This window comes from Phocaeicola sp. RTP21198st1_B8_RTP21198_201120 (genome assembly GCF_040929485.1).
Classification (GTDB): Bacteria; Bacteroidota; Bacteroidia; order Bacteroidales; family Bacteroidaceae; genus Phocaeicola; species Phocaeicola dorei.
The window spans coordinates 271-16,361 of sequence record NZ_JBCOCI010000042.1 but is presented as its reverse complement, the minus strand read 5'-3'; the positions used below and the strand labels follow the sequence as shown (position 1 = coordinate 16,361).

The window sequence follows — 16,091 nt, the reverse complement described above, 5'->3', positions numbered from 1 at the left end:
GTTCTTTCTCAAGCCGTTTCTGTTGGTGCCGCTGAAGTCCTACAGGAAAAAGAATCTATTAACATTTCCTCTTTTTATGATTGGGTAACTGATAAAGATTTTAATAAATTAATCACTGGAGCTACAAATTCAAAACCCAAACTCTTTGCAAGAATAGAATTCTGTAGAAGCAAATTTTCAAAATAATGTTCGAAGATGTAAATGCTGAAGTCAATAGACGATTAAAGGAGGTAAAATCATTTTATTCCCTAATAAAAGACAACGCTAAAACTGAAGTTCTCGACATGAGAGTGTTCAAAGGTACATATTTTGTAATACTGTATGGCGTTTTAGAATATACAATAACTGCTTCGGTTCAAAAATGTTTATCTATTATTAATCAAAAGAAGTATGATATAATAGATCTTAAACCGACATTGTACTCAATGGTTTTCAATGATGAATGTAATGCTATGATAGAAGCAAGAGACAAAAAATGGATGAAAAGACATGATTTATTTTCCAAAATAAATTGCAGTCAAGTTTGTCATATAGAAGACAACCTATTTCCTGCAGGTTCAGGAAATATAAAATACCAACAAATAGAATCTATATGGAACATTTTTGGAATTTCCGCTCCTGTAGTAAATGAAGACAAAATGAAAGGGCGTTTATCAACATTGGCGAATCATAGAAATGCAATAGCTCATGGACGGGAATTAGCTTCAGTTATAGGAGGAAGATACACTATAAGCGAAATAGAAAATATATATAATGATATTAGCACATACTGTAGTTATATAACTTCAGTATTTGAAGAATACATTAATAATGAGGACTGTTTAATACACTAAAATTATTAAAACAAATTTCTTCAACTGAAGTAACCTCAAGAATCCAAACACTTTCATTGGCTTAAAGAACAAAACTAAATATCTAAGATTATGAAAAAGATTTTATTTTTTACTATTGCAATGCTATTGTTTAGTGGGTGCAACATAAAAAATCAAAGACAGAAAAATCAAGGGCGTCAAGATAGTATTGTAATGGTAGAGATACGAAAACAAGAAGTCAAGGATTCTCTGGAGCGAACAAGAATAGATTCCTTGGCATTGATAGCTTGGGGTGATGCTAAATTCGGGATGTCGCAAAAAGAAGTATTATCAACTAATACCTTTAAGGAGTCTTCTGTATATTCCAAAGAAACCATATCAATGAAGTTTGAAAACATGAACATTGCTAATAATAAAATGACAATATGTAATTTCTATGCAGAATTTGAAATGGACGAACTATATCGTATAGATATTAAAACATGCCCGGAAACAGCAAATTACATTGACGACTTGGAAATAGATGTCATGCGAATATCTCATCAATTTGAAAAGAGATATGGGAAACCAGCATATTCTTTCGGTAAAGAAATCAGTCTGTCTGATTTCAATGAAGGGGACGAATTTATGTATGAGAGATGGGAAATAGGAGACAAGTCTATTTATATCCAATTTGGAGAAGTATATAGTGGAAGCGAATATTACTACAGAATAGCAATAGTTAATTCAAAGTTCCCCACTAAAAAAAATACAGAAGAAGCTAAAAAGATACAGGAACGAGAACTAAAACAGAAAGAACAAGAAAAATACCAATTCTAAAATTATGATTGACTTTCTAACCATCATACTCCTAATATTCGGAGTATTACAAATTATTCTCTTCTTCAAAGTATGGGGAATGACAAACGACATCAAAGATATAAGGAACAAGTATCTCAAAGACGAGGATGAGAAACAAAGAAAAAACACAGAGCATGACGCTATAACCAAAATAAGTGGCGGTTCTAAACCAACGATATAAGCCGGGCATCATTCCCCGGCTTTTTCTTTTCCAAACAGATAGTCAATCACTCTCCTATTGGCATCATCCACCTTCTTCTGATCGAATTTGATATAGATACTAGTAACATCAGAACCAATCTCATGTCCTAAACCGGCAGATATAGTTTCTTTAGGTATATCAAGTTCCGCTGCCAATGTAGCCCATGAATGCCTTGCCCAATATGTGGACAATTTTGGGAAAAGAGGATTTCTGATCTTTTTCCCCCTTTTCAAAATAGAGACCTCACCTATTTGTTTCAATGCTCTGTCAATGCTAGTAGTAAAACTAGTATAATTACTACGGTTATCCATAATATTAAGCAAGTATCTATCACCTTTATATTTATCCAGTATAGATTGTGCCTCTGGCTCCACTTTTATAGAAAACAATTTTCCTGTTTTGTGCCTGTAATATTCAATACGCCCATTCATCAGATTATCTTTAGTGAGAAAAAGCAAATCCTCAAGGTTGATGCCTATTAAGTAAAATATAAGCATAAAGATATCACGGTAAAACTCCAAATATTCTTCACATGGATAATTTTTCAACAATTTCAATTCATCAATCGTCAAACTCCGCTTCCTCGTTTGTTCCCTCTTGATTTTAAACTTCCTGAATGGATAAAGAGTTGTCACTTCTTCATCAATAGCATAATTAAAGACAGCCCTGATGTTTTTTAAATGTGTGCCTATATAATTAGTCATATATCCTTTATCCACCAAGAACTGGTTAAAGGATGTCAGCCACTTTCGGTCTATTGTCTCAAAGGTAGGAGCGTCATCAAATTCAACTATCAGTTTCCGTGTATTTATATAATTATCCTTAGTGCTCTTCTTATCCTTCAACGAGATATATTCGTCATAATAACGTAAAAAGTCACATGAAGTAACAGGCTTTAATGAAATAATATTAGAAAGGTGTTCTTTAAGCTGCTTGTCGGACATACCTTTCAGTTTACCCCCCAGCAACAGCAATTCTGATTCTAGGAGATTATATTTGCTACGGAGTGCCATATTCTTCACTTTATAGTTGGGTTCTTTTTTCCCATACTCACCATTATCCCATGTATTAACATTTGAATACATTCCTGACGATATAAAAAAAGCCTTATTATGATATATTCTGAACTTAACAGGATATACATCAGACGAGTTTTTCTTCCTCGTATCCAAGTAAATTGATAATACTGCCATAATATTTATATTTAAGTTGCACATAAGTTGCACACAAATATAAATAAATAACCCGAAATAACCTCTTATAACAGACTATTATAAAAAAACAAGATACAGATAAACAGTGATATAAAACTATAAATCATTGTTATTCAATCCCAGGTAACAGTTCTTCCTGAATATTTGTCATGCTTCTCCACAAACTATACCGTGCTTCAGGATTCATTTTTTCTAGAGAATATAAAACATCTTTCATATTTGAACGATTCGACAAACTTTCATAAGGACAATTTTTGATCTGTTTACGAAAACCGAGGATACGTGCCATTTCAATTAAATCCGCTTCATGTACCAAGCACATAGGACGAATAATTGTCATCTCAAATTTACGCATCACTAATTTAGGAGGCATCGTACTGAACGCTCCCTGAAAAGTAATATTCATCAACAAAGTTTCCAAGATATCATCCATATGATGTCCTAAAGCAATCTTATTGCACCCCTGCTCCTTTGCCACCGTGAACAAAGCTTTTCTCCGATTCCAAGAACAAAGGAAACAGGGAGACTTCCGAGTATCGGTACTCAGATCAAAAAAAGTTTCATAATGCACAAACGGCACCCCTAAATCCTCTGAGTAGCCTTTCAGATATTCCAAATCAGATTGATAAGGAATATTTGTCATGCCTACATGCACAGCTATCACTGCAAATTTCGGTTTCAAAATACGTGAACGCCTTGCCAATAACTCCAATAGAGCCAAAGAATCCTTTCCACCAGAAAGAGCTATCAAAATTTTATCACCATCCTCAATCAAGCGATACTTTACCACCCCCTTGTTAAAGCGTTGCTCCAACCTTCGCATTATTTTCTCGTCTTCCGTAAATTGTGCCATACATCTTCTTTAAAAATAGGGCACAAAAGTACATGAAAAGAATGATTTATGGAAGATTTAACAAAATAGAATTATTAAAGCATGAGAATTCCAATTAATCTTTGTATTTTTGAATCTAAATAATACGGATTATAAACTAACTATGTACAAAAAATATATCATTGGTTTATTTACTTTATGTTGCGCAGGCAACACTGCGGCACAAAGCTTGGCACAAGCCAAACAACTTTTCCTGAACGGAGAATTTGAACAAGCCAAACCAGCTTTCCAAAAGCTGGTAAAGCAAGCCCCTTCTAATGCCAATTATAATTATTGGTATGGCGCATGTTGTTATGAAACAGGAGAAAAAAAAGAAGCACAGCCCTACCTTGAAAAAAGCGCCGCCCGCAAAGTCATTGACGCATACCGCTATTTAGGGAAACTATATTATGATATCTATCGGTTTGACGATGCCGTAGATAACTACGAACAACACATAGAATGGTTGGAAAAGAAAAAACGCCCTACCGAAATGGCTGAAGCAGAGCTGGAACAAATAAAGCAAGCAGCCCGTATGATAAAAGGAGTGGAAAACATTACTGTAATAGATAGTTTTGTAGTCGATAAAAATGATTTTCTGAAAGCATATAAAATCAGTAGAGAATCGGGAGCACTCTATCACGATCCTACCATATCCGGGACTGTCTATCAAACCGAAATGGGCAATAAAGTACTTTACGGGAACAAAAGCACAGACGGCAAAATGCAACTCTACTCCCGTATCCGTCTGTTGGACGGCTGGAGCGAGCCCGAACCCCTCATGTCCCTTAATGAACAGGGAAATGTAAACTATCCCTTCTTAATGTCAGATGGCATTACCTTGTATTATGCATCGGATGGAGAAGGCTCTTTGGGGGGGTACGATATTTTTGTAACTCGCTATGATTCGGAAAATGGCAATTATCTTCGTCCCGATAATATAGGAATGCCATTTAACTCTCCCGCCAATGACTATATGTATGCCATTGATGAATTCAACAATATTGGCTGGTTTGCTTCAGACCGCTATCAGCCTGATAACAAAGTCTGTATCTATGTGTTTGTACCGAACTCTTCAAAAGAAGTATACAATTACGAAAGTACAGACGAACAGATCATTATAAATGCGGCCAGCCTACATTCTATCCGTACCACCTGGAAAGATGAAGAGAAAGTACGAACCGGCAAGCAACGCCTAGCGGCAATAATGTATGCCAAAGAATCCGGAGAACAACAAAAAGACTTCACCTTGATAATAGATGACTCTGCTGTTTACCACACATTGAACGACTTCCGCTCTGCCGAAGCACGTAAACTTTATCAGCAAAGAATACAAAAGCAGAAGGATTATGACAACCTGAAGAAAAATCTGGATGACAAACGCGAACAATATGCCCAAGGGAACAGTGCACGAAAGAAGAATTTGACACCCGCCATTTTGGAATTGGAAAAACGTACTGAACAACTTCTGAAAGAAATGGCCCAACTGGATATCAGCGTCCGCAACGAAGAAATAAAGAAGTTGAAACACTAATACAAAGATATTTATGGAAGTATTTATTATCATAGCGCTCATCTTGGCAGGAGTACTTCTCTTTATTGTAGAGGTTTTCCTTATTCCCGGCATCAGTATAGCCGGAATAGCATCGGCCATCTGCCTGCTATATGCCAACTATTACGCTTTCGACACATTAGGACCGATAGCAGGATTCATTACTTTGATAGCATCCGTCCTAAGTTGCATAGCCATTATCATCTGGTTTATGCACTCAAAAACCATGGACAAGCTTTCTTTGAAGAAAACACTGGATTATAAAATCGATCCCCTAAAAGGAACCCATATCCGCATCGGAGACAAAGGCATAGCAATAACCCGCCTTGCACTGATAGGCAATGCAAACTTTAATGGACACATCATCGAAGTGCGCTCTGCCGATGGCTTGATTGATGAGAATACCCCCATTTATGTAGAAAGAATGGTTGAAGGAACGGTGATTGTACGCAAATTCAACCTATGATAGAAAAATGACTTACAAATACGATTTTATCAAATTTCTTGATTGACATTCTCATTCAAGTATATTTTAGACAATAGTGAAAACAGCAGAGATTCGATGTGGAGCTGTTCAAATATAAATATTTACTTTTAAACAATTGATTATTATGATCGAACCCAACTATCTTCCTTTCATCCTTATAGGAGGTGGAATTATTTTCGTGGTACTATTCTTTCATTATGTACCATTTTTCCTCTGGCTGTCTGCCAAAGTTTCGGGAGTACGCATTTCATTGGTGCAATTATTCTTAATGCGCATCCGTAATGTTCCTCCTTATGTCATTGTCCCAGCAATGATTGAAGCACATAAAGCTGGCTTAAGTAACATAACCCGAGATGAATTGGAAGCTCATTATATGGCAGGCGGGCATGTAGAAAAAGTAGTACACGCACTAGTATCCGCATCCAAAGCCAACATCGAACTGTCTTTCCAAATGGCAACTGGTATTGACCTAGCCGGCCGTGACGTATTCGAAGCCGTGCAAATGTCAGTAAACCCTAAGGTTATTGACACTCCTCCCGTTACTGCTGTAGCCAAAGACGGCATACAGCTTATAGCTAAAGCTCGTGTCACTGTACGCGCCAATATCCGCCAATTAGTAGGAGGTGCCGGAGAAGACACGATTCTAGCACGTGTTGGTGAAGGTATCGTGTCCTCTATCGGATCGTCCGAAAATCACAAATCCGTATTGGAAAATCCTGATTCTATCTCTAAATTAGTACTCCGCAAGGGCTTAGATGCCGGTACGGCCTTCGAAATCCTGTCTATTGATATAGCTGATATTGATATAGGCAGAAATATTGGAGCTGCTTTACAAATAGACCAGGCCAATGCCGACAAGAATATTGCACAAGCCAAAGCAGAAGAACGCCGTGCGATGGCCGTCGCTTTGGAACAGGAAATGAAAGCCAAAGCAGAAGAGGCCCGTGCGAATGTAATTCAGGCAGAGGCCGAAGTGCCCAAGGCCATGGCGGAAGCATTTCGTAGTGGCAACCTAGGCATTATGGACTATTACCGCATGAAGAATATACAAGCAGATACCTCCATGCGTGAAAATATTGCAAAACCCGAAACAACTTTCGGTAATGAACCATTAAGCAAATAAAACTAGTATTCAACGATTAATGTATTTTTCTTGGATGCGAATGAAACTGTTTTTCTCTTTATCATGCTAATATCAATGAAAGTTTATAAATCCGTGGCATCTACATCTAAGAAATAATCTGTTTGTATACCCATTAAAAAGACAAGAAATATAACATCAATTATACAGACCATTAACCACAAAAAAAAGATTATGAAAAAATATTATGCAGAATCTGAGTTGATTATCAATCCCGACGGCTCTATTTTTCACCTTCATATCAAACCGGAACAGCTGGCAAATAAAATAATTCTAGTAGGTGACCCTGGGCGTGTAGCATTAGTAGCTTCTCATTTCGAAACTAAAGAATGTGAAATAGAAAGCCGTGAATTCAAGACCATTACCGGTACTTATAAAGGGAAACGTCTCACCGTAGTTTCCACCGGTATAGGTTGTGACAATATAGACATTGTGATGAATGAATTAGATGCTTTGGCCAATATTAATTTCAATACCCGTTATGAAAAAGACCACTTACGCCAATTGGAATTAGTACGTATCGGTACATGTGGCGGATTACAGCCTTATACTCCCGTTGGCACCTATATTTGTTCTGAAAAGTCTATCGGTTTTGATGGACTACTCAATTTCTACGCCGGACGCAATGAGGTTTGCGATCTGAAATTCGAACAAGCTTTTATAAATTACATGGGTTGGGAAGGTAATGTATGCATCGCCCACCCATACGTCATTGATGCCGACCGGGAATTAATAGACCGCATCGCGCAAAATGATATGGTCCGTGGCATAACTATCGCCGCAGGAGGTTTCTTTGGCCCGCAAGGACGAGAACTCCGTATTCCACTGGCCGATCCTGAACAGAATGAAAAGATTGAGAAATTTGAATACAAAGACTATCGCATCACTAACTTTGAAATGGAAAGTTCCGCCCTTGCCGGATTAGCACGCCTGATGGGACACAAAGCCATGACTGTATGTATGGTAATTGCCAACCGACTAATAAAGGAAGCCAATACCGGCTATAAAAACTCTATTGATGGTTTGATAGAAAAAGTCTTGGAAAGAATATAATTCCCAATTTAGTTGTCTATATAATATGGATAAAATTCACCGGATCATCTATCAATACTTATTCTTATTATCATCGAGAAGAAGATTGGCATAAACAGATTTTTTACAGAATAAGCCAACTCTTTTTACCTAACAGGGGACATCGCTTCATAGAAGACCATTTTTTGTAAAAAAACAACAAGATGTCCCCTCATAAAACAAATAAAAATATGGAAACCAGTTTCAAACAAACAACTAGTAATAAAGTAGAACGTTACCGTCTTTTCCTCCCTCAGTTTGAACTTTTAATATCAGATGAAAAAGAAGAAATAAGTGTTTTGGCCAATACTGCCGCTGCTCTTCGGGAAGCCTTCGGCTTTTTTTGGGTAGGTTTCTATCTGGTTAAAGACGGCCAACTTATTTTAGGACCTTTTCAGGGAAGCACCGCCTGTTATCGCATCCATAAAGGAAAGGGAGTATGTGGAACCTCATGGTCAGAAGCTCGAACCTTGATAGTGCCCAATGTAGAACAATTCCCCGGACATATAGCCTGCAGTTCTCTTTCCCGCTCCGAAATTGTTGTTCCTATTCTTGCTAATGGACAAGTAAAGGGAGTATTGGATATTGACAGTAATCTATTAAACTCTTTTGATGAGACAGACCGCCGTTATTTAGAAGAAGTAACAGCCATCGTAGCTAAAACATTATATTATTAACCAAATGAAAATGATAAACCAAGATACAATCTGCGCCATTGCCACCGCCCAGGGAGGAGCCATCGGAATAATTCGTGTATCTGGCCCAAAAGCGATTGAAATAACGTCACGCATATTTACACCCGCCACAGGCAAGCCACTGACAGAACGAGCACCATATACTCTTACTTTCGGAAAGATTTGTTCCCCAAAGCGAAAAATTAATAATACACTTTTCCAAAAAACGAGTGAAATTCCGCAAGAAAAAAGTGAAACGTTACAAAAAAAAGAATCAATTATACCTTCTGCAGAAGAAGTAATAGACGAAGTTTTAATTTCTTTGTTCCGTGCCCCTCATTCTTATACCGGTGAAGACAGTACGGAAATCATGTGTCATGGTTCATCCTATATCCTGCAGCAAGTTATACAACTCCTGATCTATAATGGATGTCGTGCCGCTCTACCAGGTGAATACACCCAACGTGCTTTTCTAAACGGAAAAATGGACTTGAGCCAAGCCGAAGCTGTGGCCGATCTGATAGCCTCATCGTCTGCCGCCACCCATCGCCTAGCCATGAGCCAAATGCGTGGAGGATTCAGTAAAGAACTTTCTAACCTGCGTAACCAATTGCTTCATTTCACTTCGTTAATGGAATTAGAACTGGATTTCAGTGATCATGAAGAACTAGAATTCGCCAATCGTGACGAACTGAGCAGTCTAGCTACCCATATCGAACAAGTTATTGCCCAGCTAGCTCATTCTTTCAGTGTAGGAAACGCAATCAAGAATGGCATTCCTGTAGCAATTATCGGAGAGACGAATGCTGGAAAATCCACCTTACTGAATGCGTTGCTGAATGAGGAAAAAGCCATTGTCAGTGATATCCATGGAACGACCCGTGACGTAATAGAGGATACGATCAATTTACAAGGTGTCACATTCCGATTTATTGATACAGCTGGAATCCGCCAAACGAACGATACAATAGAAAATCTAGGGATAGAACGTACTTTCCAAAAGATGGACCAAGCATATGTCATTTTATGGATGATAGACTCTACAGATGCCCAAAGACGGTTCGAAGAATTAAAAGCCGAAATTCTTCCACACTGCGAAGGGAAAAAGATGATTATTTTATTTAATAAGTCAGATCTGTTACTAGCAATACAAAAAGAAGAGTTGTCAGCTATATTTGCTGACATGAAAGTGGAAAAACTATTTATCTCAGCAAAGAAAAGGGAAAATATAACGATCCTGGAAAAAAAGTTAGTACAGGCAGCCGCCTTACCAGAAATCAACCAAAACGATATTATCATTACAAATGTACGCCATTACGAAGCATTAACACGAGCATTGGATTCTATTCATAGAGTACAGGAAGGATTGCAATTGGGATTATCAGGAGATTTGGTAAGTGAGGATTTAAGACAATGTATCCACGAACTAAGTGAGATTGTTGCAGAAGGAGGTATAACCTCGGAAGAAACATTGCAAAATATATTTCAAAACTTTTGCATCGGCAAATAGCTTAACCTACTGATTATCAATTATCTATATAACCAACTGATAGATATATACATAATAGAAGCAAATACTAAGTCAGAAAATGTAATATCTCTGATTTTTTCAACTTTTGTCCCTCGTTTGTCCTTCAGCGTGGCATCAAGGGACAAAATTTTGTCCCTTGATGTAATTTTGAGGCTTTTCTCTATAAAATCTGTCAAAATAGCAGATATTTGATGTCTGAATAATGTTTTTTATTTCTCAGTCTCAAATATATTTGAATTGTACAGCATTGATAAACAGTTATATACATTGATATATTCGGAATAAGAATTACTACAGATGATATTCCGATGTAAATACAAATAACATTCTATTGAAATATTAATCTTAGAATTCCTACTGGTTGGTACCTACAATATTGTCATGGACTTGCTGGTTCTGAACCAACTTTATTTTATTGTGGAACTTTTCAATATTATCCACATTTTTAGTGGACAGCAAGATTATTGGAAATAATAACAGAAACGAATGGAGAATTTGGAAAAGACCTCTATCTAACCAGTCAAAAAAATTCTATCAATGATGAAGAAGTTATTTCCAATAACAAACTGCATCAAAACGGTAGAGTTGTATATAAGTGGGCTATACAAACATTATCTTATGACTTATAATCTCTCGTTCGCAAAAATTGTTTATCATTGCAACGGATAATCAATTATTCCGTATCTGATTGATACACAAATAGCAAATACTATGGTAGAAAGTTGTTGGTAACGATTTGGCGACAGCGGTGTTGCACTAATCTTCTGCATTATGCTTTGTCAAACAACTCTGATATAAAAGTAGCCAATTTCTTGATTAAACCAAGGATTTGACTACTTTTAAGTTATAATCTCATTTGACAGTTATAAATAGTCATATTTCAACTATAATTGATGAATTACGACCCCAAAAACCATGTCCGACCTTCGGGATGAATCAATCCAATCTCTTTCATCTCAGAAAGAATATTGCCAATCATACGCTCTTGTTGCTCTTGGGTCTTATTCTGGGGTAATACCTCTTTCAAATATTCAAAAATGGCATCACGCTTTGCTCCTGAGGAACCTGCATTCTGCAAATATTGTATTATCATTTGCTGAATCTTTGCCTTATCAAGCCCCTTGTTTCCCTAATCAAATAAGCTGATAAACAGACAGTTGAAATCTTACGACCCTAAAATTGATTCTTGCGGCCCTAGACAAACGATGGAAAATCCGGTGCTTTTACATAACGGGTATATTTGCCTGCACCATCTTTCTGTATAATCCCTGCATTTTTCATCTTTGAAATCAAGCCTCTAATTTGTTTTTCGGACAACATGTCTTGAAATACCTTTTTGAGAAAAGAACGATTTATATAACCATTTTTATGAAAACAGCCTGAAACCAACTTGAGGTAATTCATATTCATTCCTTTCAATCTTTCAGCAGACTCATTCCGATACTCCTCGGACAAGCGATGAGAGCCGTTTTCGTAACCGATAAGGTTTTCTTCCGACAATTTTCATAAAATCTTTTCATCAAGCCCCTCGCAATCCCTCATTGCCATTTTGTACAAAGCCAGCAATTCAAAGACATTCAGTTGCTCGGCAAAGGATTAACCGACTGCATACCTTTTGGTAAAGCCTGTCAGTAGTCTTTGGCTTTTCTACAATCACGATGTTTAAGCAACAGTTCACATTTGTTATTCATACCATCCAGCCTAGCTCCCCTACTATATGACACTAATAGCAGTTGCTTTCCCCTCACGGTTCAAACTTCTCCTTTCGGAAGGGCTTCATTGTCCGAGCAACTTAGTACAAGACCATTATTGGTTATGCACCTGCCGTAGGCTACTGCTGACGAAACAGCAGGTTCAATCAGATTATTACTTTTTTTTGTAATAGTCAGTAAAACAATCACATACACAACTTAGCACATCACAGTAATACAGTTGTAGAACATTTTATCCACTCCCTGACCGGAACGCTCCACCAATCCTGTCTTCTGCAATATCTCGCTCATCAGTTTACTGCGCGGAACGCTGTTCACTGTCAAAATGTTGTTCATATCCACTCCGGACGGAAAACCACCAGCATTGGTAATGGTTATACTATCGGGATATTGCTTGATGACAACATCACTCTGAATCAACATTGAGCGGTGGCAACAAGCATTCAATATCGCCTCTCTGATTGCCCCCTTGTTGAAAGATGGTATATCGAATATATAAGAGCCGTCATTGTAATGCAGAAGCGAATTGCTGGCAGGCTGGTTGATGTAATCCCATACCTTGTCAATCACTATGTAAGCGTCTCCGCGGTTCTATATAGTGTGGTAGAATAAAAAGTTTAATAAGCCTTGTTTAGCTATTCTCCTTTTCCCATTTGTCAGGCAGGAGTTCCCTATATTTTTCCAGTGGCGTGTTCGGTTGCCATTCTGCGGTTCTGTTTATCACATCCGTGAGATACTTAAACAGATTTACTTTATGCATCCTGCAAGTGAGTGCTATCGTGTAGAGTATGGCGCCCCGTTCGGCACCCTTATGGCTGCCGAAGAACAATGAGTTTTTTCTTGACAGGAATATGTACCGGTTCATCCGTTCAACTATATTGTTGTCCAGGAAAGTGTCACCATAGTTGAAGATGTCCACTACGGCATTCCACTCATTGCGAAGATAGGTAATGGCTTCCCTTAGTTCGCTCTTGGGTAACAAGTCCCCCCGTTCTTCTATTTCATCAAGCACATCTTTTATTTCCCCGAGTGTGTCCAGAGCATACTTTTTGCGGTGTGCAAGATGCTGTTCCGCCGTCCATCCGTCCACCCCGACTTTATGCTTATGCTCGTTTTGATAAAGTTTGTTTATCAGTTCCACGCTTCTTTTTACATCCGGGTCGTTCTCACCGCTATCTATAAATTTCCGTTTTATATGTTGCAGGCACGGGATGCGTGTGATATGGGGATAAGCATCGCTTTCGAGTTTCCGGTAAGGTGAGTAGCCGTCACTTTTAGATGCCCTTGCAACTGCCTAATTCGTTAAGAATAACTCTTTCAGAGCGGGAACCGTCATCGTAGAGCAGATATATCATCCCGATGTTTATACCCACAACCACCCAGAGGTATCCCTTGCGGACTCCTTTTCCCTTACTGTTCTTTTCCGGGACGAGTATTTTGTAATAGGTTTCATTAGCTGCCTTATAAGGATCGCCCAAGGTTGTCTGCGGATACACTGATAAAGATTTTCGAAGAGGCCTGAGGCTTTCTCCATCAACCTATGGGCCGTGGGTTTCTTCAGCGTAAAGCCATAACCTTCGAAGTAGCTGATGATTCTTTCTACAGGCAGTGATTGTATGTAACGTAATTTTATCATTCCGGCAATGAATGAGCTGTCATTGCTGGAATTCAGGAAAGCCGAAGCCGGTGTTTTTCCCTCAAACAGGCGGCCGTCCTGCGTATAGGTGTGTATCTTGTAGACGTGCTTGATGAAGCGCATGGGGACACATTCATAGCGGACGCATATTCTGGGAGTGGGAGTAAACAGCCGGGCTTTATTGATGTCAAAACCGGGATCATCGGGATAAACGACATGTTCCTCCTCCTCCAGCTCATAATGCATGTCACGTCTGGCCCCATTGTTCTTCCTGGCTTTACGCCCGGCGGCTTTTTCCGCTTCTGCCTTCCGCCTCTCCTCTTCGGACAGAGCAGGCCGGGGAGCCTGTTGCCGTTCGGATGTGTTGGATACAAGTTTGGCGAGTCCCTTGGCAATGCGTTGTTGCCTGCCAAGGGATTCACCTTTTTGAAGGAGTGCCTCCTTAAGGGAGGAGACCTCTTTTGTCAAAGCATCTATCTGGACCAGAAGCCTGTTGTTGTCATCCCGTAATCCCTTGATTTGTTCCTTCAATAACTCTATGATCTCATCCTTTTTCATGGCATAAAGATACGAAATATTAACGGGACAGCCATGGAAATCAGACAATATTTGTGATGTAAATTATTAAGGAACAAACGATTATGTCATATCCTAAAGCGTTTTCGCAGTCGCACGAACTTCTCCATTCAGGATAAAAGACAAAATCTGATAGGAAACCTCGTAATTGCCAGTATCGGGGTTAAATGTCGGCAGCTCAAAACTTCCACCTTCGAGACGCTTGTAGTAAAGAAGAAAGCCGTCACCGTCCCAATGCAGTATTTTTACACCCTGTCGGTTCTTGCCAAAGAACAAAAAGACAACTCCTGATATGGGAGACAAACCTTTCATCTCTGAGCGTATAATATTGAATAAACCGTCAATGCCAAGGTTCATACGGACAAAGCCCTGATACAGGTAGTATCAGTTGGCTGATGTTAGAGAATACATGGATCCCCCTCTCTTCGTTCGTAATCGTGCAACATTTGAATGATACCGCCGGGAGTGACCCGTTTGAACGAAATGGTCATACCGCTATTGAAGGTGATTGTGACTCCGGAAAGGCTGAACTCTTCTTCCGACAACATGACGGGAACTATTTGACTGAACGAAGGAGAGGTACTTGTCGGTCGGGAGGGGGAAACACCGCCATAATAATTACGGACCGCATCTTCCTTAGCTTGTTTAACACTATAGCCCCGTCGGGACATCCAGGAACTCATACCTCCAGAAGTGGTATGCTGCTCGCGGCAAACATCGGCTAAAGAACAATGACAGTCTACTTTCAATACTTCAAGGAAACGTTACCAGGTTTTTCTAAATCTATTTTCTGCTAAATCCATAATGATTCATTTTTATACCAGGCAAAGATATAAGAACGAAAAAAGAGAGACAATATAGAAACGCGGAGACGCTTATATGGTGGACCAAGTATTGTGAGACTGACTTGCTGGAATTTAACGCAAACTTTCCAATGTCAGAGAGAGATTATAGCATTTTTAAAATTTACAGAGGCTTCTTTGCTTACGATTCTCGCTTCTGCCGTCGGGTGTCGCACGTAAAAAACAACCTTGTTCTGAGCTCGAAGATTCGGAACAAAGAGAGATAAAAATGAAACTATGATTGCGATGGAACAGATTACCACCATAGCTACCAATTGAGGATGGCAAGTTAAGCCGAATAAATGTTTTTGTTTATTGAATTATATTCCTTATTTACATATAATACTATACATAATAAAAATGTAATAATTAGATATGTATATGATATATTGGATAATTAGTAAATTTAATATATTAACACACCATATACAACCATTTAATTTGAAAAATTGCGTGGAATTATGAAATATTTTTAATAAATATATTGTTTGTATTAATAATATTATATATATTTGTTGCGTTTAAGGCCTTAAATAAAAGAATTATATCAAATAATTAACCTTAAAGTTATCATGTTTAAATGAAAAAAACGTTCATTTTAGTTCTCTGCTTGAGCATGTTTATCGGGCAAAGATCTGTCTTGGCCAAGCCAATGGAAATAGAAGAGAAACTTTTCCAAGAAACTCTTCAGCAAAGCAAAAATGTAACCGGTCTACTGACAGACGAATATGGGAATCCCATTATCGGCGCCACGATATTGGTGAAAGGAACCACGCAAGGGGTTATTTCAGATATTAATGGGCGCTTTTCCATTCGGGTTGCAGTTGGTGAAACACTCTCCTTCTCATTTATTGGTTATGAAAACGTTGAGAAAAAGGTGACTTCCGAAACAGAGGTTTTTAATATCCGCATGATTGAGGAGTCCACTTC

At 38.4% G+C, this 16,091-nt stretch carries 16 protein-coding genes and 3 pseudogenes; 11 read left to right on the top strand and 8 right to left on the bottom strand.

Annotation, left to right across the window (positions count from 1 at the left end; genetic code table 11):
* The 4 genes and pseudogenes from AB5935_RS14805 to AB5935_RS14790 all read left to right on the top strand — a co-directional run.
* A pseudogene (locus tag AB5935_RS14805) lies at positions 1-186 on the top strand (DUF262 domain-containing protein); the annotation flags it as partial.
* Positions 186-833 (top strand): MAE_28990/MAE_18760 family HEPN-like nuclease, encoded by a 648-nt coding sequence (locus AB5935_RS14800; protein WP_368327464.1) that lies wholly within the window; start codon positions 186-188, stop codon positions 831-833. The pseudogene AB5935_RS14805 and the gene AB5935_RS14800, both read left to right, overlap by 1 nt.
* A 90-nt stretch (positions 834-923) precedes the next feature.
* The gene (locus AB5935_RS14795; RefSeq protein ID WP_051926274.1) at positions 924-1,631 is read left to right on the top strand and encodes a membrane lipoprotein lipid attachment site-containing protein; all 708 of its coding nucleotides are present in this window, start codon (positions 924-926) and stop codon (positions 1,629-1,631) included.
* Between the two features lie 4 nt (positions 1,632-1,635).
* Complete coding sequence (locus tag AB5935_RS14790; RefSeq protein WP_032950645.1) at positions 1,636-1,833, top strand: hypothetical protein; 198 nt, start codon at positions 1,636-1,638, stop codon at positions 1,831-1,833.
* A gap of 8 nt (positions 1,834-1,841) precedes the next feature.
* Here the strand turns inward: AB5935_RS14790 and AB5935_RS14785 are convergent, their stop codons facing one another.
* Both AB5935_RS14785 and AB5935_RS14780 read right to left on the bottom strand, forming a co-directional pair.
* Positions 1,842-3,047 (bottom strand): site-specific integrase, encoded by a 1,206-nt coding sequence (locus AB5935_RS14785; protein WP_008656413.1) that lies wholly within the window; start codon positions 3,045-3,047, stop codon positions 1,842-1,844.
* A 130-nt stretch (positions 3,048-3,177) separates the two neighbouring features.
* Positions 3,178-3,921, bottom strand: a complete 744-nt coding sequence (locus tag AB5935_RS14780) for an ATP-binding protein (protein ID WP_008656412.1) — start codon at positions 3,919-3,921, stop codon at positions 3,178-3,180.
* Between the two features lie 142 nt (positions 3,922-4,063).
* Here AB5935_RS14780 and AB5935_RS14775 point away from each other — a divergent pair, with 142 nt between their 5' ends.
* From AB5935_RS14775 to mnmE, 6 genes are all read left to right on the top strand, one after another.
* Positions 4,064-5,473, top strand: a complete 1,410-nt coding sequence (locus tag AB5935_RS14775) for a tetratricopeptide repeat protein (protein ID WP_007833507.1) — start codon at positions 4,064-4,066, stop codon at positions 5,471-5,473.
* 13 nt (positions 5,474-5,486) lie between these two features.
* Positions 5,487-5,957: an NfeD family protein gene (locus AB5935_RS14770; protein WP_007833506.1), complete on the top strand. Its 471-nt coding sequence runs from the start codon at positions 5,487-5,489 to the stop codon at positions 5,955-5,957.
* Between the two features lie 145 nt (positions 5,958-6,102).
* Positions 6,103-7,101, top strand: a complete 999-nt coding sequence (floA, locus tag AB5935_RS14765) for a flotillin-like protein FloA (RefSeq protein WP_005839405.1) — start codon at positions 6,103-6,105, stop codon at positions 7,099-7,101.
* Between the two features lie 192 nt (positions 7,102-7,293).
* Positions 7,294-8,172: a nucleoside phosphorylase gene (locus AB5935_RS14760; protein ID WP_007844403.1), complete on the top strand. Its 879-nt coding sequence runs from the start codon at positions 7,294-7,296 to the stop codon at positions 8,170-8,172.
* Positions 8,173-8,381: 209 nt separating this feature from the next.
* The gene (locus AB5935_RS14755; protein ID WP_007844402.1) at positions 8,382-8,867 is read left to right on the top strand and encodes a GAF domain-containing protein; all 486 of its coding nucleotides are present in this window, start codon (positions 8,382-8,384) and stop codon (positions 8,865-8,867) included.
* A 13-nt stretch (positions 8,868-8,880) separates the two neighbouring features.
* The gene (gene mnmE, locus AB5935_RS14750; protein ID WP_032934246.1) at positions 8,881-10,374 is read left to right on the top strand and encodes a tRNA uridine-5-carboxymethylaminomethyl(34) synthesis GTPase MnmE; all 1,494 of its coding nucleotides are present in this window, start codon (positions 8,881-8,883) and stop codon (positions 10,372-10,374) included.
* A 919-nt stretch (positions 10,375-11,293) separates the two neighbouring features.
* On the opposite strand, the gene AB5935_RS14745 is transcribed toward mnmE, so the two are convergent.
* The 6 genes and pseudogenes from AB5935_RS14745 to AB5935_RS14720 form a co-directional block, all read right to left on the bottom strand.
* Positions 11,294-11,488, bottom strand: a complete 195-nt coding sequence (locus tag AB5935_RS14745; protein WP_007844347.1) for a hypothetical protein — start codon at positions 11,486-11,488, stop codon at positions 11,294-11,296.
* A 101-nt stretch (positions 11,489-11,589) separates the two neighbouring features.
* Positions 11,590-11,895 carry a hypothetical protein gene (locus AB5935_RS14740; protein ID WP_038610020.1) on the bottom strand — a complete coding sequence of 102 codons (306 nt, stop codon included), beginning with the start codon at positions 11,893-11,895 and terminating at the stop codon, positions 11,590-11,592.
* 410 nt (positions 11,896-12,305) lie between these two features.
* Positions 12,306-12,677 (bottom strand): ATP-binding protein, encoded by a 372-nt coding sequence (locus tag AB5935_RS14735; RefSeq protein WP_038610024.1) that lies wholly within the window; start codon positions 12,675-12,677, stop codon positions 12,306-12,308.
* A gap of 61 nt (positions 12,678-12,738) precedes the next feature.
* Positions 12,739-14,301: pseudogene (tnpC, locus tag AB5935_RS14730) on the bottom strand (IS66 family transposase).
* An 86-nt stretch (positions 14,302-14,387) separates the two neighbouring features.
* A pseudogene (gene tnpB / locus AB5935_RS14725) lies at positions 14,388-14,676 on the bottom strand (IS66 family insertion sequence element accessory protein TnpB).
* A 41-nt stretch (positions 14,677-14,717) separates the two neighbouring features.
* Entirely contained in the window at positions 14,718-15,068 is a 351-nt protein-coding gene (locus AB5935_RS14720) for a hypothetical protein (protein ID WP_038610027.1), read from the bottom strand.
* Positions 15,069-15,741: 673 nt separating this feature from the next.
* Between AB5935_RS14720 and AB5935_RS14715 the strand changes: the two genes are divergently transcribed.
* Positions 15,742-16,091: carboxypeptidase-like regulatory domain-containing protein (locus AB5935_RS14715; RefSeq protein WP_368327463.1), on the top strand; the 350-nt coding region annotated here is incomplete at its 3' end.